Source organism: Streptomyces lomondensis (assembly GCF_014651035.1).
GTDB lineage: Bacteria > Actinomycetota > Actinomycetes > Streptomycetales > Streptomycetaceae > Streptomyces > Streptomyces lomondensis.
This window is the reverse complement of record NZ_BMWC01000004.1, coordinates 522,938-539,194: the sequence shown is the minus strand read 5'-3', so window position 1 is coordinate 539,194 and position 16,257 is coordinate 522,938. Positions and strand designations below refer to the sequence as shown.

The 16,257-nt window shown below is 71.8% G+C and carries 12 protein-coding genes; 7 read left to right on the top strand and 5 right to left on the bottom strand.

What is annotated here, in order from left to right; all coding sequences use genetic code 11:
• Nucleotides 1-75: 75 nt before the first annotated feature.
• From efeB to IE255_RS17570, 3 genes are all read right to left on the bottom strand, one after another.
• Nucleotides 76-1,359 (bottom strand): iron uptake transporter deferrochelatase/peroxidase subunit, encoded by a 1,284-nt coding sequence (gene efeB, locus IE255_RS17580; RefSeq protein WP_190051379.1) that lies wholly within the window; start codon nt 1,357-1,359, stop codon nt 76-78.
• Between the two features lie 47 nt (nt 1,360-1,406).
• Nucleotides 1,407-3,488, bottom strand: coding sequence for an iron uptake transporter permease EfeU (gene efeU, locus IE255_RS17575; protein ID WP_190051208.1), 2,082 nt, complete (start codon nt 3,486-3,488; stop codon nt 1,407-1,409).
• A 218-nt stretch (nt 3,489-3,706) separates the two neighbouring features.
• On the bottom strand, nt 3,707-4,147 hold the full coding sequence (locus IE255_RS17570; protein ID WP_229906454.1) for a DUF5958 family protein: 441 nt from the start codon (nt 4,145-4,147) through the stop codon (nt 3,707-3,709).
• A gap of 152 nt (nt 4,148-4,299) precedes the next feature.
• Here IE255_RS17570 and IE255_RS17565 point away from each other — a divergent pair, with 152 nt between their 5' ends.
• The 3 genes from IE255_RS17565 to IE255_RS17555 all read left to right on the top strand — a co-directional run bounded on the left by IE255_RS17565 (nt 4,300) and on the right by IE255_RS17555 (nt 8,553).
• Nucleotides 4,300-5,424 (top strand): GDSL-type esterase/lipase family protein, encoded by a 1,125-nt coding sequence (locus tag IE255_RS17565; RefSeq protein ID WP_190051207.1) that lies wholly within the window; start codon nt 4,300-4,302, stop codon nt 5,422-5,424.
• Nucleotides 5,425-5,573: 149 nt separating this feature from the next.
• On the top strand, nt 5,574-7,208 hold the full coding sequence (locus IE255_RS17560) for a cellulase family glycosylhydrolase (RefSeq protein ID WP_190051206.1): 1,635 nt from the start codon (nt 5,574-5,576) through the stop codon (nt 7,206-7,208).
• Between the two features lie 133 nt (nt 7,209-7,341).
• Nucleotides 7,342-8,553, top strand: a complete 1,212-nt coding sequence (locus tag IE255_RS17555; protein ID WP_229906453.1) for an acyltransferase family protein — start codon at nt 7,342-7,344, stop codon at nt 8,551-8,553.
• Here IE255_RS17555 and IE255_RS17550 read toward each other — a convergent pair.
• A complete protein-coding gene (locus IE255_RS17550; protein ID WP_190051205.1) occupies nt 8,434-9,672 on the bottom strand; it encodes a PP2C family protein-serine/threonine phosphatase in 1,239 nt (412 codons plus the stop codon). The two genes, IE255_RS17555 and IE255_RS17550, sit on opposite strands and share 120 nt — an antisense overlap.
• A gap of 101 nt (nt 9,673-9,773) precedes the next feature.
• Entirely contained in the window at nt 9,774-11,906 is a 2,133-nt protein-coding gene (locus IE255_RS17545) for an alpha-galactosidase (RefSeq protein WP_190051204.1), read from the bottom strand.
• A 105-nt stretch (nt 11,907-12,011) separates the two neighbouring features.
• Here IE255_RS17545 and IE255_RS17540 point away from each other — a divergent pair, with 105 nt between their 5' ends.
• From IE255_RS17540 to IE255_RS17525, 4 genes are all read left to right on the top strand, one after another.
• Nucleotides 12,012-13,049: a LacI family DNA-binding transcriptional regulator gene (locus tag IE255_RS17540; protein ID WP_190051203.1), complete on the top strand. Its 1,038-nt coding sequence runs from the start codon at nt 12,012-12,014 to the stop codon at nt 13,047-13,049.
• A 72-nt stretch (nt 13,050-13,121) separates the two neighbouring features.
• Nucleotides 13,122-14,447, top strand: coding sequence for an ABC transporter substrate-binding protein (locus IE255_RS17535; protein ID WP_190051202.1), 1,326 nt, complete (start codon nt 13,122-13,124; stop codon nt 14,445-14,447).
• A 2-nt stretch (nt 14,448-14,449) separates the two neighbouring features.
• Nucleotides 14,450-15,376, top strand: coding sequence for a carbohydrate ABC transporter permease (locus IE255_RS17530; protein WP_190051201.1), 927 nt, complete (start codon nt 14,450-14,452; stop codon nt 15,374-15,376).
• The gene (locus tag IE255_RS17525) at nt 15,373-16,197 is read left to right on the top strand and encodes a carbohydrate ABC transporter permease (protein WP_190051200.1); all 825 of its coding nucleotides are present in this window, start codon (nt 15,373-15,375) and stop codon (nt 16,195-16,197) included. Before IE255_RS17530 ends, IE255_RS17525 begins: the two co-directional genes overlap by 4 nt.
• Nucleotides 16,198-16,257 lie beyond the last annotated feature (60 nt).

Below are 16,257 nucleotides of genomic sequence, written 5' to 3'. Positions count from 1 at the left end.
CACCTCGGCGTGTTCGGTGAGGGGAAGTTAAAACGCTTTCAGTGTCCGGTCAACACTTCTGACACGGACGGGACTTCACGCCGAGAGCAGTCCCCGGCCGAACCAGTCGGAGGAGTCCCGCACGCCGGGCAGCGCGAAGAAGTAGCCGCCGCCGGTCGGGGAGATGTAGTCGACCAGGGGTTCGTCGATCAGCCGGGTCTGCGTGGCCTCGAACTGGCGCCGTACGTCCTGCTGGTAGCAGCAGAAGACCAGGCCCATGTCGAGGTTGCCGACGGTGTCGACGCCCCGGTCGTAGTTGTAGCCCCGGCGCAGGATGCGGGAGGTGTCGGTCGCCGCGGTGCGCGGGTTGGCGAGGCGGATGTGCGCGTCGAGCGGGATGGCCGTGCCGTGCGGGTCCTTGGCGTAGTCGGGGCTGTCGGTCTCCTTGGTACCGTCCAGCGGGGCGCCGGTGTCCTTGCGCCGGCCGAACATCAGCTCCTGCTCGTTCAGCGAGACCCGGTCCCAGAACTCGACGAGCATCCGGATGATCCGGATGACCTGGTAGCTGCCGCCGGTCGCCCAGGCGGGCTCGCCCTGCCCGTCCCCGACCCACACGAGGCGGTCCATCTCCCGGGCCGACGCGACGTCCGGATTGGCTATGCCGTCCTTGAAGCCCAGCAGGTTGCGCTGGGTTCCGCTGGGCCGGGGCACGTTCTGGAAGCCGTCGACGCGCCACCGGATCTGCATCGCGCCCCGGGTGTGCTTGGCGATGTCGCGCAGCGCGTGCAGGACGGTGTCCTGCCGGGCCGCGCAGATCTGGAGTGACAGGTCGCCGTGGCACTCGGCGGGGTTCAGGTTGTCGTTGGGGAACGTCCGCATGGGCGTGAGCCGGCGCGGCCGGGCCTTGGCGAGTCCGTAGCGGTCGTCGAAGAGGGAGGCGCCGACGCCGACGGTGACGGTGAGCGCGTCGGCGGGGACGACCGGGCCGAGGATGCCGTTGTCCGAGGGCGGGGCGCCGACGCCCAGGTCGGTGGGGGTGCCGCCGGAGGTGAGGAACCGGGCCCGCTGTGTCAACGTCCGCAGCAGCTCGGCGAGTTCCTTGCGGTCGTCGGCGATGACGTCGAAGGAGACGAAGGCCGCGGCCGCCTGCTGCGGGGTGAGGATCCCGGCCTGATGGGTGCCGTGGAAGGCCACCGGGCCGGCGTCCGCCCCTTCGGCCGCCCGGGCCGTACCGCCGCCGCTCCCGGCGAGCGCGTACCCGCCTCCGGCCAGCACGGCTCCGGCTGCTCCGGCGGCTCCGGCGCCCAGGGCCGTCTTCACGAACGAACGGCGGCCGGTGTGGGCGGGGCAGCCCGGCGGGGGCGTGTCGGCGGACGGCATGGGGACGTTCCCTTCGGGGTGTTCGGTGTGCTGGTGGCGGCCGGTGCTCACGCGGACTTCCTGATCTCCAGCAGGTCCGGCACCGGGGAGAGGTCTTCGAGGAGCTGACCGGTGGCCCCGTCGAGCCGGGCCTTCGCGGTCCGGTCGAGCCGGGCGACGGGGGTCCAGCGGCCCCCGCGGTGCTCGGAGTCGAGCAGGGCCTGAAGGCGCGCGATGTCCGTGTCGACGGTGGGGAGCAGGCGCGGGGCGCGGGTGGTGAGCAACGGCCTGAGCACGGTGAGCAGTTCGCGTGTGCCGGCGAGGTTGGCGTCGGCGGTGGCCAGTCCGGTGCCGCTGCCCTGGTCGGTGTCGCCGGTCAGCTCGAACTGGAGGGTGTTCTCCAGGATCTCGTGGGCACGCAGCGGCAGGTCCGACGGGTCGAAGTCCTGGTGCGGGAACGCCTTCCGCAGCCCGTCGGCGTCGCGGGCCAGTTGCTGTGCCGGGCCGGTGAGCTCGGCCGCCGACTGGCCGTGCCACAGCCCGTACTCGACCCGGTGGAAGCCGGTGAAGTCCTTGTCACGCACCCCGCCCGGCAGGCCGTCGGGCCGGCCGTTGATCTTCTGGTCGAAGTCCTCGAAGGTGCCGTAGGCGGCGCCGAGGGAGGCGTAGGTGCGGTGGGCGGTGAGCCAGTCGGAGCGTGCGGTGCCGAGGCACCCGGCGCGGATGTCGTCACTGAGCCGGCGGGTCTGGGTGACGAGGGCGGCCAGTCCCCGGTCGACGTACGCCCGGTAGGCCTTCAGCGGCGCGGCGAGATCCCGCTCGGACACGGGCACGACGGCCTTCCCGCCACCGGCGCCGCCGACCCGGACCGCCTCGGAGGTGACGGCCCTGCCGTCGGCGGGCACGCAGCGCCAGGCGTACGTACCGCCGGCCACGGTGACGACGAGGTCCCGGGTGGTACCGGGGGCCAGGCCCTCGATCTCCCCGTACACCGCGTTGGTGGAGGGGTCGATGAGATACACCTCGGACGTCTGGTCCCCCGTGTTGTGCATCCGGAAGTCCTGCCGGCCCGGATCGGGCGCGGTGAACCCCCGGCCGCAGTCCGTCGCGGAGACGGCGACGGTCTCACCGGCGGCGGATTTGGGCCGCGCCAGGGCGACGACGAGTCCGGCCAGGAGGGCGGGGACGGCGACGACTGCGACGGGGGTGAGCCAGGCGGGGCGGGTGCGGCTGGGCGCGGGGCTGGTGGGCTGGGCGGGCGCCGCGATCGCGGACCGGGTGGGTGTGGCACCGGCCGTCACCTGCTCCCGACCCCCCGGTCCACCGCGCACTCCACGAACTCCACGCACTCCGCGCACGAACAGCGGCATCACCACGGCGAGATACCCGGCATACCCGATCACCTGGAGCCAGGTCATCGTCGGTGTCAGGTTGAGCACGCCCTGGAGCAGCGTGCCGTACCAGGACCCGGCGTCCACACTGCCGCTCAGGTCGAAGGCGTAGGCCGTCCCGCCGGGCAGGACCCCGCCCTCCTGGAGGTCGCGCAGCCCGTAGCCGAGCACGCCGGCGGCGATGACGACGAGCACCACGCCGGTGACGGTGAAGAAGCGGGTGAGGTTGATGCGCAGCGCCCGCCGGTACAGCCCCCAGCACAGGCCGGCCGCCAGGACGAGCCCGATGCCCGCGCCGGCCATCGGCCCTGCCGACTCGTCGGCCGCGCGGGCGGTGGTCCACAGGAACAGGGCGGTCTCCAGGCCCTCGCGCCCCACCGCCAGGAATGAGGTGACGACCAGCACACCGGCGCCCATGGCCAGTGCCTCGGTGACCTTCTCCTTGATCTCGCCCGCCAGGCTGCGGGCCGAGCGGCGCATCCAGAACACCATCGCGGTGACGAAGGCGACGGCCACGAGGCTCAGCGTTCCGCCGAAGGCTTCCTGGGCGGTGGTGGAGAGGGAGGCGGCGGTGAAGGTGAGCACCGCGCCGAAGCTCAGCGAGAGCGCGACCGCGGCCAGCACCCCGGTACACACCTGCGGCAGACGGGACTTGGCGCCGGCCCGCACCAGCGTGGCGACCAGCACGGAGACGATGAGCCCGGCTTCCAGCCCTTCCCTGAGCCCGATCAGGAAACTTGGAAACGCGTCGTCCCACATGTGCCGCGACCCTTCCGGCCCGAGCCCGACCCACCCTCACATGAGTTAGCCAAGGCATGCCTTACTGACGCCGACCATCATGACCTCGACTCCCTGGGCATCCGGTCATGAATGCCTCATGGCCCGGCAAAAGTCCGCGAGACGGGAGGCGTCCGGGACGAGACGGGAGACGTCCGGGAAAAGGGCAGGGCTCCGATCACGTCACCACTCGAACGGCATCAGCCAACCGGCAACCCGGCCTCTCGCTCCCCTGCCAACCGATGCCACGCATGACCGCACCCGTCGACGCAGAACCGCTCCCGCCGCCGCGCGTCCGCAAGCCCCAGGACCTGCACCAGCAGACGGAACGCCTTGATCCGCTCATGCCTCGGCCGCAGCCGGGCGACCTTCCCCAACTGTTCCTCGATGCGCCCTCGCGCGAGCAGAACCGCCGGCGTGTGGGTCGGCCGGAGCCCGGACCGCCGGATGCCCTCCAAGGCGTCCTCACCGACGGCACGCGCCTGGACGCAGAACTGGAAGAGCTCCCGCAGCACGACGAACTGCTCCTCCTCGGCCATGTCTTCGAACCATGCGAGCCCCTGGGACAGAGGCCGCAAGCCCTGGGCGAGTTCGTTGAGCATCACAGCGCGCTCATTCATCCGCCGCGCCTCGCTCGCCATCCGACGGCCTCACCCCGCGCCCCCGCCCTCGTGCCGCGCGCAGCCGACCTGAAGACCCGTCACCTGTTCCACCCACCCCTCTTGACGCGTGAATGACAATAGTGGCTTGATGTCATGGGAGCGCTCCCACCTCATCCAGGGAAGGGACCACCATGCACAGCACCCGCCGCGCGTCCTCGCACTTACGGCTCATCCCGGTTCTCGGCCTCCTGGCCGCCCTGCTCCTCCCCCTCGGCATGACGCTCGCCCCCCGCGCGACAGCCGCGACCGCGACGGCCGCCCCCGCGGCGGACCCCGTCCGCATCATGCCGCTCGGCGACTCGATCACCGGCTCGCCGGGCTGCTGGCGGGCGGTGCTCTGGAACCGACTGGTCAACAGCGGTTACCCGGACATCGACTTCGTCGGCACCCTCCCCCCGCAGGGCTGCGGCCAGGCACACGACGGCGACAACGAGGGCCACGGCGGCGAACTCGTGACCAACGTCGCCGACCAGAACCTGCTGCCCGGCAGGCTCGCGGCCACCCGCCCGGACATCGTTGTCATGCACTTCGGCACGAACGACGTCTGGAGCAGCATCGCCCCCGACCGCATCCTCGCCGCCTACACCAAGCTCGTGACGCAGATGAGGGCCTCCAACCCGGACATGCGGATCCTCGTCGCGCAGCTCATCCCGATGAATCCGAGCAGTTGCGCGGCCTGCGCGCAGCGCGTCGTCGACTTCAACGCGCGGATCCCCGACTGGGCGAGGGGGACCGGCACCGACCGCTCCCCCGTCACCGTGGTCGACCAGTGGACGGGCTTCAGCACGGCCACCGACACCTACGACGGCGTGCACCCCAACGCCTCCGGCGACGCGAAGATCGCCGCCCGTTGGTTCCCGGCCCTGGCGGCGGTCCTCGACGCGGGCGTCCCCCAGGACCCGGGCGGTCCCGGTGACCCGGGCGAGGACCCCGCCGCCTGCACCGCGCGCTTCCGGGCCGTCTCCTCCTGGCAGGGCGGCTACCAGGGCGAGGTGACGGTGACGAACACCTCCGCCGCCGCCGTCCCGGGCTGGTCCGCCACCGTCGTACCGGCGGGCGGCGCGCGCCTCACCCAGGCCTGGAACGGCACCCTCACGACGGCCGCCGACGGCACGGCCACCGTCACGAACGCGGCGTGGAACGGCGCGCTGGCCCCCGGCGCGAGCGCCACGTTCGGCTTCGTCGCCACCGCCCCGGCAACGGCCGGCGCCCCGGCGGCGACCGTCACGTGCACGGCGAAGACCCCGGCCGCCTGACACCCGGCCAAGGCCCGGTCCCCCCCAGCTTCAACGCCCCCTTCCGGCAACAGGCCCAGTCCGGCCCAAGCCCGCACAGAACAGGCCAACCCAACCCAAGCCGCCCCGCCCAGAACAGGCCCCCGCCCACCCCCACTTCTGGAGCCGCCATGAGACCCCACCCGCCCTCCGTCCCCCGCCTGGCCACCGTCGCCGCCGCCCTGCTCGGTCTCCTCCTCTCCTTCCTCTCGCTCGGCACTCCGGCGCACGCGGCCCCCACCGGCTTCCGCGTCGAGAACGGCCGGCTGGTGGAGGCCTCCGGGAACGACTTCGTGATGCGCGGCGTCAACCACGCGCACACCTGGTACGCGGACCGGATCAGCTCGCTCGCCCACATCAAGGCCAAGGGCGCCAACACCGTCCGCGTGGTCCTGTCCAGCGGTGACCGCTGGACCCGCAACGACACCGCCGACGTGGCGAACGTGGTCGCGCAGTGCAAGCAGAACCGGCTGATCTGCGTCCTGGAGGTGCACGACACCACGGGTTACGGCGAGCAGAGCGGAGCCGTCACGCTCTCCCGCGCCGCCGACTACTGGATCAGCGTGCAGAGCGCGCTGACCGGCCAGGAGGACTACGTCATCGTCAACATCGGCAACGAGCCGCACGGCAACACCGGCTACACGGCCTGGACGGCCGACACCAAGGCGGCGATCCAGAAGCTGCGGAACGCCGGCTTCGACCACACGATCATGGTCGACGCGCCCAACTGGGGCCAGGACTGGGCGTTCACGATGCGCGACAACGCCGCCTCGGTCTTCGCCGCCGACCCGGACGCCAACACCGTCTTCTCGATCCACATGTACGGCGTCTTCGACACGGCCGCCGAGATCACCGACTACCTGAACCGCTTCGTCACCGCCGAACTGCCCATCGTCGTCGGCGAGTTCGGGCACGACCACTCGGACGGCAACCCCGACGAGGACACCATCCTGGCCGTCACCCAGCAGCTCCGCCTCGGCTACCTCGGCTGGTCATGGAGCGGCAACGGCGGCGGCGTCGAGTACCTGGACATGGTCACGAACTTCGACCCGAACCAGCTCACGTCCTGGGGACAGCGGCTCTTCAACGGCGCGAACGGCATCGCCGCCACCGCCAAGGAGGCCGCGATCTACTCCTCCGGCGGAGGCGACACCACTCCCCCGACGGCCCCCGGCGCCCCGACCGCCTCCGGCGTGACCTCCTCGTCCGTCACCCTGACCTGGGCCGCCGCCACCGACGCGACCGGCGTCACCGGCTACGACATCGTGCGGATCAGCGGCGGCAGCGAGACGGCCGTCACCAGCACCACGAGGACCACCGCCACGCTCACGGGACTGTCCGCCGCCACCTCCCACACCTTCGCCGTCTACGCCCGCGACGCCGCCGGGAACCGCTCGCCCCGCTCGGGCACGGTGACGGTCACGACCTCGCCGGGCGGCTCCCCCTCGTCCTGCGGCGTCGGCTACCGGGTGACGAGCAGCTGGCCCGGCGGTTTCCAGGGCGAGATCACCCTCCGCAACACCGGCACGTCGGCGATCAACGGCTGGACGCTGCGCTGGACCTTCCCCGACAGCCAGCGCATCACCAACCTCTGGGGCGGCACGGCGACGCAGAGCGGCTCCGAGGTCAGCGTCACGGCCGCCTCGTACACCGCGACGATCCCCGCGGCGGGCTCGGTCACCCTCGGCTTCACGGCCGCCCGGGGGACCGCGAACCCGAGCCCGACGGCCTTCACCCTGAACGGCGCCGACTGCTCCGTGAGCTGACCGCTCCCCGTGTGACGGTGCCGCCGAGCCCTTCGCCCTCCCGGCCCGGCGGCACCGTCACCGCTGGTGTGATCCGTGCTACACCCACACCGGCAAGCGGTTTACCCCGCCCCGCAGTGGTCAGGCGGCGGGGATGTCGCACCGGCACCCCACAGCCGTATCTCCGGCAAGACGCGAACGGACAGAGCAGCCCACGGCGAGACCGGCGGGGCAGCGCGACGCCTTCTTCGACAACGCCAAGTACCTGGCCATCGTCCTGGTGGCCGTCGGGCACGCCTGGGAGCCGCTGCGGGACGGCAGCCGCGCGGTCAGCGCCCTCTACATGGTCGTGTACGCCTTCCACATGCCGGCGTTCATCGTCATCTCCGGCTACTTCTCGCGCTCCTTCGACGCCGCCCCGGGGCGGATCAGGCGCCTGGTCACCGGGCTCGCCGTGCCGTACGTCGTGTTCGAGACGGCGTACACGCTGTTCACCCGGTGGACGGACCAGGAGCCGGACCGGCCGGTCAGCCTGCTGGACCCCCTCTACCTGACGTGGTTCCTGGCGGCGCTGTTCGTCTGGCGCCTGACCACGCCGATGTGGCGGCATGTGCGGTGGCCGCTTCCGCTCGCCCTCCTCGTCGCGATGCTGGCGACGCTCTCGCCGTCCGTCGGCAACGACCTCGACCTCCAGCGCACGCTCCAGTTCCTGCCGTACTTCGTGCTCGGCCTGCTGCTGAAGCCGGAGCACTTCCACCAGGTGCGCCGCCGCGCGGTGCGGATCCTCGCCGTGCCGGTCTTCGCCGGCGCGCTCGCCGTGGCCTACTGGGCGGTCCCGCGGATGACCGGCGCCTGGTTCTACCACCGGGACAGCGCCGAGGAACTCGCCGCGCCCTCCTGGTACGGGCCGGTCATGACGCTGGTGACCTTCGGCTGCTCGCTGGTCCTGGTGGCCTGCTTCCTGGCCTGGGTGCCCGGGCGCCGGGCGTGGTTCACCATGCTGGGCGCGGGCACGCTGTACGGCTATCTGCTGCACGGTTTCGTCGCCCAGGGGTCCAAGTTCTGGGGCTGGTACGAGCCGGCGTGGGTGCACCGGCCCGTGGGCGTGCTCGTCGTGACGGTCGTCGCCGCGGTGCTCGTGACCGCGCTGTGCACCCCGCCGGTGCGGCGGGTGTTCCGCCGGGTGATGGAGCCCGAGATGGCGTGGGCGTTCCGCCGGGACGCGGGCGGAAGGCGTCTCGCGGCGTCACAGCCGGATGACAACGAGGGCGATGTCGTCGGGCGCTCCGCTGGTGACGCTGAGGTGGGTCAGCAGGGCGTCCGCCAGCCGGCCGGGGGCGAGGGCGCTGTTCTGGGACAGCGCTGAGATCAGGCGGTCCAGGCTGGTGTCGATGTCCTCGTCACGGCGTTCGATGAGGCCGTCGGTGTAGAGGACGAGGCTGTCGCCCGGTGTGTAGGGCAGGACGGCCTGGGGGCGGGGGACGTGGTAGGGGCGGGCGCCCAGCGGTGGGTCGGTGGCCTGGTCCAGCAGCTCGCAGGTCCCGTCGGAGTGGACCAGGACCGGGGGCAGGTGCCCGGCGTTGCTGTAGATGATCAGTCTGCTGCGGGTGTCGATGAGTACCTTGACCGCGGTCGCCGCCGTCGCGCCCTCGACGGAGCGGGCGTACAGGCCGAGGACTTCCAGGGCCTGGGCAGGGCTGGGGATGGCGCGGATGGCCGCGCTCAGGGCGCTGCGGAGCATGCCCATCACGGCCGCGGCCTGGAGGCCGTGGCCGACGACGTCCCCCACGGCCGCGGCGTAGCGGTCGGGGGGCAGGTCGACGACGTCGTACCAGTCGCCGCACACGTTGAGTGATCTGGTCGCGGGCAGGTAGCGCACGGCGATGTTGTCGTTGTGCTGGGTCAGGTCGCGGTCCTGGAGCATGGCTTCCTGCAGGGCGACGGCGACCTGGCGTTCGCGGGCGTGCGCCTGGCGCAGTTCCTGGTTCAGCCGGTGCAGCTCGCGGGCCCGCACGTAGAGCTCGGCTGCCATGCCCTTCTCCCGTTCGGTGAACTCCTCGGTGAGCCGGCGGGCCCGGCGTGAGCGGATGAAGGGCGTGACGTCCTCGGACCTCTGGACGATCCATGCCACCTGGCCGTCCGGGCCTGGGACGGGGGTGTGGATGTTGGACCACCAGCGCTCCTCGAAGCCGCTGCGCCGGTCGGGGGCGGAGATGTCGTACCGCTGCAGGACCAGGGTGTCCGGAGTCCCGGTGTCCAGCACTCGGCGCAGTGACGCCTTGATGTTGCGTTCCGCGTCGCCGGCGGTGCCGGGGTTCTCCGGCAGGGCGTCGAAGAAGTACTTCCCGATCAGCTCGTCCCTGGTGCGTTTGGTGGCCGCCAGGTACGCCTGGTTCGCGTAGCGGATCACCAGGTCCGTGTCCAGCACCAGGTACGGGCTCGGGGTGGCGTCGAAGAAGGCCGTGAAGTTGATGTCCGCTGCCATGGCGCGCTCTCTTCGGTCGGCGAGCCCGACCGCCCTGTACCACCAATCTACGGGCGATCCGGCGGCAGGGCCCGGCGGACCGCCCTTCCGCGGCGCCCGGCCTACCCCTGCGCCGTGAGCCGGATCAGCAGCGCACCGGGCGTCCGCGGCACGCTCACCGTCAGCCCGTCCCCGTCCCAGGCGGCCCGGCCGGCTCCCGGAGCGGTGGGATGCAGGCCGTCCGCGCGGACGGCCCTGCCCGCCAGATGCCGGACCGGCAGCCGCAGTTCGGACGGCCCGCCGCGCCGCCACACCGACAGGTACGCCGTACGGTCACCGGGGACCCGCAGGCCCAGGGCCAGCCACTCGTCCGTCCAGCCGGGCAGGCCGAGCGGCCAGAACGGCAGGGCCCGCGCGAGGTCCCCGCGGATCGACTTGTAGACCTCCACCGCGTCCCGGACGAGGGCCAGTTGGTGGTCCGCCATGCGGTCGAGGTGGCCCGAGAGGTGGATACGGCCGAGCAGGGCCCCGCCCAGGGTCCACGCGATCAGGCCGTCGTCGTACTCGGGCTGCGGGTAGGCCCAGACGGCGCCCTGCTCGGGCGGGACCGCGGTCGGCGCGGCGGCGGCGATGGGCGGGTAGCGCAGCGGGTCCTGCTGGTCGCTGGTGGACTGGAGCTGGGCGACGGCCAGGGTGGCGCCGTCCATGCGCATGCCGCCCGAGGCGCAGTTCTCGACGACCAGCCCGGGGTGGCGGTCCAGGACGCCGGAGAGCCAGTCGAGGTAGGCGTGGGCGTGGCCGAGCAGCCCGGCTCCGGGTGCGAGGTCGCCGGGGGCCTGGGTGCCGGGGTCGACGACGATGTTGTAGTCCAGCTTGAGGTAGCCCACGCCCCAGTCGCCGACGATCCGGTCGACCGTCTTGTCGAGGTGGGCGCGGGCGGCCGGGTGCCGCAGGTCGAGCTGGTGGCGGCCCTGCTCGGCCAGGCGCACGCCGTCGCGCTGGAAGAACGCCCCGGGCGGCAGCTCGGCGGCGACCGGGCTGCGCACCCCGACGACCTCGGGCTCCAGCCACAGCCCGGGCACCATCCCACGCTCCCGGATCCGGTCCAGGACCGCCTGGATGCCGCCGTCGGGGAAACGGCGCGGCGAGGGCTGCCAGGCGCCGACGCTGTCCCACCAGCCCCGGGTGTCGTCGTCGTACCAGCCCGAGTCGATGCAGAAGTACTCGGCTCCGGCGTCGGCGGCGGCGTCGATCAGCGGCAGCAGCTTGGCCGTCGTCGGGTCGCCCATCAGCGTGTTCATGTAGTCGTTGAAGACGACGGGCAGGGCGGTGTGGTCCGGGTGCGGGCGGCGGACGGCGCGGCGGTAGGAGGTCAGGGCGCCCAGCGCGGCGTCGAGGTCCGGGCCGAGGGCCAGGGCGCCGGGCACGGTGGTGAACTCCTCGCCCGGGGCGAGCCGGACCCGCCACTGGTGTTCCGCGTCCGTCGGCCCGTTCAGCGCCAGGTAGCTGCCGTGGGCGCGTTCGCCGAGGTCCCAGCGCCAGCCGGCCGGGGACTCCACCTGCCACACCCAGGCCCGGCCGCCGTCCCGCTCGGTCAGGGCGCCCATGGCGAGATGGCCGTCGGTGGGCCAGCTGCCGCGCCCGGTGAGGACGAGGGCGGCCCGGCTGTCGTGCTCGTGGACGTCGGTGTTGATGTCGGCGACGGAGGCGCGCAGCGGCTCGGCGTACCAACGGCACTCGGCGAGCCAGTCGTTGCGGGCCCGGTGCACGTCGAGGGCGTCCGGGGCGGGCAGGCCGCCGAGCAGCAGGCTGCTGACGGACTGGACGACCAGGGGCTCGTCGCCCTCGTTGCGCAGCCGGACGCGGGAGCGGAGGACGGGCAGTCCGGTCGGTGAGGTGAGTTCCGCGAACGCCGTCAACCCCGTGTCCGGGTCGTGGAGTTCGACGGTCAGCCACTCCCATCCGTCGCGGCTGCCCGCGCGGTGGGCCCGGTAGCCGAGCCGTGCGCCGAAGGCCGTGCCGGTGAAGCGGGGGCCGGACCAGCCGCTGCCGTGGCCGAGGGCGGTGAGTTCCACGAGCGGGAGAGCGGCCGGCGGGTCGGCGGGGCACTCGTCGCCGGGGCGGGCCAGTTGGAGCAACCGCAGGGTTCCGTCGGCCGCCACGGCGAACCGGGCGCCGAGCGCCTCGTGCCCCCAAGTGAACTCGTCCTGCCGCTGGTCGGAGTCCCTGCGCGCCGCATCCGCCGTGCCGGTCAAGGTGCTCCCCCTCCTGGCCCCGCCCCGTTCCCGGGAGCGGCGGTCCGCGTGAATCCCTCGTTACGGTCTCTTGACGACCCAAGTGTGACCGGTCACAATCCTCGCATGAATGTGACCGGTCACACAAGGCGCCCGGCGAGCATCCGGGACGTCGCGACCGCCGCGGGCGTCTCGTACCAGACGGTCTCGCGGGTGATCAACGGCCATCCCAGCGTCCGGCCGTCCACCCGGGAGCGGGTGCTCGCCGCCATCGACGAACTGGGCTTCCGCCGCAACGCGACCGCCCTCGCCCTGGCCAGCGGCCGCAGCCGGGCCGTGACCGTGCTCACCGCGAACACCACCCACTACGGCTACGCCTCGATCCTCCAGGGCATCGAGGAGGCCGCCCGGGCCGCGTCGTACGCGGTCGGGATCGGGGTCCTGGAGTCCGCCGACGACGCGGCGGTCGCCGCCGAGGTGCAGCGCGCGGCGGACGCGGGCGGCGGACTGATCGTGATCGCATACGATCCGGCCGGTGTACGGGCGCTGGGAGCCGTGCCCGCCGGGCTGCCGGTCGTCGGCGTGGTCGAGACCCCGGCGAGCCCGCCGGCCGGGGAGAGCCCCTGGGTGTGGGCCGACGACCGTGAGGCCGCCTACCAGGCGACCCGCCATCTGCTCGCCCTGGGCCACGAGACCGTGCACTACGTCGCCATCCCGTCCAGCACGCGCCGCACCAGCGCCCGCACCAGCGGCTGGCGGCAGGCGCTCAAGGAGGCCGGTGCCCCGGAACCCCGCCCGGTGCAGGGCAGTTGGGGCCCGGCGGGCGGTCACGCGGCCGGGCTGAAGCTCGCGCGGGACCCGTCCGTCACCGCGATCCTGTGCGGCAACGACGACCTCGCGCTCGGTGTGCTCCGCGCCCTGCACGAGGCCGGCCGCCCGGTGCCGGGCGAGGTGAGCGTGGCCGGTTTCGACGACGCCCCGCACTCCGCCTTCCTCACCCCGTCCCTGACGACCGTACGCCTGGACTTCACCGGCCTCGGGCGGGCCGCGTTCGGCCTGCTGCACCGGGCGCTGGAGGAGTCCGCGCCGGTCGCCCCGCATCCGGTGTCCGTTCCGGAACTGGTGGTGCGGGAGAGCTCGGGCCCGCCGCCCGCCGGTCACTGAACAGCTTTTGCCAGCCCAGCAGTTGTGCGTCCCGCTTTCTGATCCGAACCGCCTGCTCCGGAAAGGCACGTCATGAAGAGAAGAGCGCTCCCCGCCCTGGCGCTGATATGCGCCGCCGGCCTGGCCGCCACCGCGTGCAGTGACCCGACCGCCGGGGAGTCCGGTTCGGACGACGCCCAGCGGACGGCGGTGAACCCGACCGCCCGCCTCGACGGCGTGAAGCTGACCATGTGGACCGCGCAGAACACGGTCAACGCGCCGAAGCAGGTCATCGACGCCTTCGAGAAGGCCACCGGCGCCACGGTCGACACCCAGGCCATCCCGGACCTCTACGAGCAGAACGTGCCGACGAAGCTGGCCTCCGGCGACCGCCCCGACCTGATGTTCTGGCAGCCGTCCATCTCCACGCTGCCGTTCGTCCAGCCGAAGCAGAACCTGCTCACCCTCGACGGCGAGCCGTGGGTCTCCAAGCTCGGCGACACCGAGAAGTCCCTCGGCGTCATCGACGGCAAGCGGTACGCGGCGATCGTCACCAGCCCCGCCATGCTCGGCGTCTACTACAACAAGGACGTCTTCCGGCAGGCCGGGCTGAGCGAGAAGGACTTCCCCAAGTCCTACGACGAACTCCTCGCCCTCGGCCACAAGGTCGTCGACAAGACCGACGCGGCCGCCTTCTACGAGGCCGGCGGCGACAAGTGGCCCCTCCAGTGGCAGATGCAGGTCCAGCTCACCGACCTCGACCAGCAGTGGTGGGCCGACCTGAACGCCGGCAAGAAGAAGTGGACCGACCCGGTCGTGGTCGGCGCCGTCAAGAAGTACAAGGAGAAGCTGCTCGACGCCGGGCTCGCCCAGAAGAACTACCGGACGGGCACGTTCACCGGGCAGGCCGACGCGCTGTGGAAGGGCGACGTCGGCATGGTCCTCAACGTCACGTCCTTCCAGAGCCAGTTGCAGGCCAAGTACTCCACCGCCGAGATCGACAAGAAGATCGGCTGGTTCCCGGTCGCCAACTCCTCGGCCACGGGCCTGTACTCCCCCGACCAGACCAACGGTGTCGTCGCTTTCAAGACCGGTGACGACAAGCGGCAGAACGCGGCCCGGCAGTTCCTCGCCTTCTGGCTCGGCCCGGACTACCCGGACTACATCAAGACGATGAAGATCCCGTCCGTGCAGCCGTCCGTGCCCACGCCCGACGGCCTGCCCGAGACGTCCAAGGCCCAGGTCGCGGCCCTGCCCAAGGCCATCGGCGTCTTCCAGGCCAAGGCGATCGTCGCCCCGGACACGCACCTCTACCTGGCCGACATGATCTTCGGCAAGAAGAGCCCGCAGCAGGTCGCGCAGGCGATCCAGGACCAGTTCGCCCAGGTGGCCAAGGCCCAGGGCGCGCCCGGGTTCTGATCATGGCGGACACGGTCGTACGTACCCGCAAGCAGCAGTCGGCCGCCCACGGCGCACCCAAGGGCGTGGGACGGCTGCCGCGCGCCGCCGTGCACCACCCCTGGTGGTTCGCGCTCCCCGCGATCGTCGTCTTCGCGGGCTTCTTCCTGGTGCCCAACCTGCTGAACTTCTATTACCCGTTCACCAACTGGTCCTCGTACCACGCGGACATCGCCTTCACGGGCCTGGACAACTTCAGGACCATCGCCGACGACGGTTCGCTGCTGCGGGCCATCCGTACGACCCTGGTGTACGCGCTGCTGGCGGCGCTGTTCCAGAACGGCTTCGGGCTCGTGCTGGCGCTGCTGCTGGAGGACGACAGCCGCTTCAACCGGTTCTTCCGGGCCGTCTTCTTCCTGCCGGTGCTGATCTCGGCCCTGGCCACCGGCTATGTCTTCCAGGCGCTGCTCGACCAGGACGGGGCACTCAACTCCGTCCTCGGCACGGACATACCGTGGCTGGGCTCGACGACCTGGACGCTGGTGATCGTCACGCTCATCCACGGCTGGAAGTGGATGGGCCTGTCGATGCTGATCTATCTGGCCGGGCTCAAGGGCATCCCCGGCGAGATGCTGGAGGCCGCGAAGTGCGACGGCGCGGGGCCCTGGCGGACCTTCTGGTCGGTGCGCTGGCCGATGCTCGCCCCGGCCGTCACCTTCAACGTCACCACCGCGCTGATCGGTTCGATGAACACCTTCGACATCGTGCAGGCCACGACGGGCGGCGGCCCCGCGGCCTCCACCGAGGTCTTCAACATCTACATGTTCCGGATCTTCGGGCAGGGCCTGTACGCGCAGGCCTCCGCGATGAGCCTCGTCCTCTTCCTGGTCGTGGTCGCGGTGGCGATCCCGCTGGTCGTGGGGCTCCGGCGAAGGGAGCAACTGCTGTGACCGCGGTGTGGCGGTACGGCCGCCCGTCCCTCGTCGTCCTGCTCGCCGGTCTGGCCGTCGGCGTGCCGCTGTGGCTGGTCGCCGTCACCTCGGCCAAGCCGCAGGCGGAGGCGATCGAGCCGAACCTGGACCTGCCCCGGCACTGGCAGCCGTCCGCCAACTACGCGGACGCCGTCAGCCAGGGCGAGATGCTGCGCGGGTTCCTCAACTCGCTGCTGGTCGTGGTGCCTTCGGTGGTCCTGGTGCTGCTCCTGGGCGCGGGTGCCGCCTGGGTGTTCGCGCGCCGCAAATCGAAGCTGGTCTCGGCGGCGTACGCGCTGTGCATCAGCGGGCTGCTGCTGCCGCCCGCCGTCATCACCATCGTGATGGAGCTGCGGCAGCTGGGGCTGGCGGGCACCCGCCCCGGCATGATCGCCGTGTACACCGGCATGTACCTGTCGACGTCGATCTTCTTCATGACCGGCTTCATCCGCGCCATCCCCACGGAGCTGGAGGAGGCGGCCCGGATGGACGGGGCGTCGCCGTCACGGATCTTCTGGCGGATCGTGCTGCCCCTGCTCCGGCCCGTGATCGCCACCGCGACGATCATGGTGATGCTCTACGCCTGGAGCGACGTCTTCTACGCGTTCTTCGTCCTCGGCGGCGGAGACCGGGCGACCCTGCCGCTCAACCTCTACCAGGTCGCCAGCGCCCAGCTCTACCTCAACAACTGGCATCTCGTCTTCGCGTACGTCGTGGTGATGAGCCTGCCGATGGTCGCCGTGTTCCTCGTCGGCCAGCGAAAGATCGTGTCCGGAATCACCAGTGGAGCCGTGAAGTGACTGGAGGTCCAGCAGCGTGATCACCCCCACCCGCACGAGAGCCGGTACGAGGTCCCGTAC

Bases quoted from the DNA above. Each gene is read 5' to 3' on its own strand.
- efeB (WP_190051379.1), bottom strand. From the start codon at position 1,359: ATGCCGTCCGCCGACACGCCCCCGCCGGGCTGCCCCGCCCACACCGGC.
- efeU (WP_190051208.1), bottom strand. From the start codon at position 3,488: ATGTGGGACGACGCGTTTCCAAGTTTCCTGATCGGGCTCAGGGAAGGG.
- IE255_RS17570 (WP_229906454.1), bottom strand. From the start codon at position 4,147: ATGGCGAGCGAGGCGCGGCGGATGAATGAGCGCGCTGTGATGCTCAAC.
- IE255_RS17565 (WP_190051207.1), top strand. From the start codon at position 4,300: ATGCACAGCACCCGCCGCGCGTCCTCGCACTTACGGCTCATCCCGGTT.
- IE255_RS17560 (WP_190051206.1), top strand. From the start codon at position 5,574: ATGAGACCCCACCCGCCCTCCGTCCCCCGCCTGGCCACCGTCGCCGCC.
- IE255_RS17555 (WP_229906453.1), top strand. From the start codon at position 7,342: ATGTCGCACCGGCACCCCACAGCCGTATCTCCGGCAAGACGCGAACGG.
- IE255_RS17550 (WP_190051205.1), bottom strand. From the start codon at position 9,672: ATGGCAGCGGACATCAACTTCACGGCCTTCTTCGACGCCACCCCGAGC.
- IE255_RS17540 (WP_190051203.1), top strand. From the start codon at position 12,012: ATGAATGTGACCGGTCACACAAGGCGCCCGGCGAGCATCCGGGACGTC.
- IE255_RS17535 (WP_190051202.1), top strand. From the start codon at position 13,122: ATGAAGAGAAGAGCGCTCCCCGCCCTGGCGCTGATATGCGCCGCCGGC.
- IE255_RS17530 (WP_190051201.1), top strand. From the start codon at position 14,450: ATGGCGGACACGGTCGTACGTACCCGCAAGCAGCAGTCGGCCGCCCAC.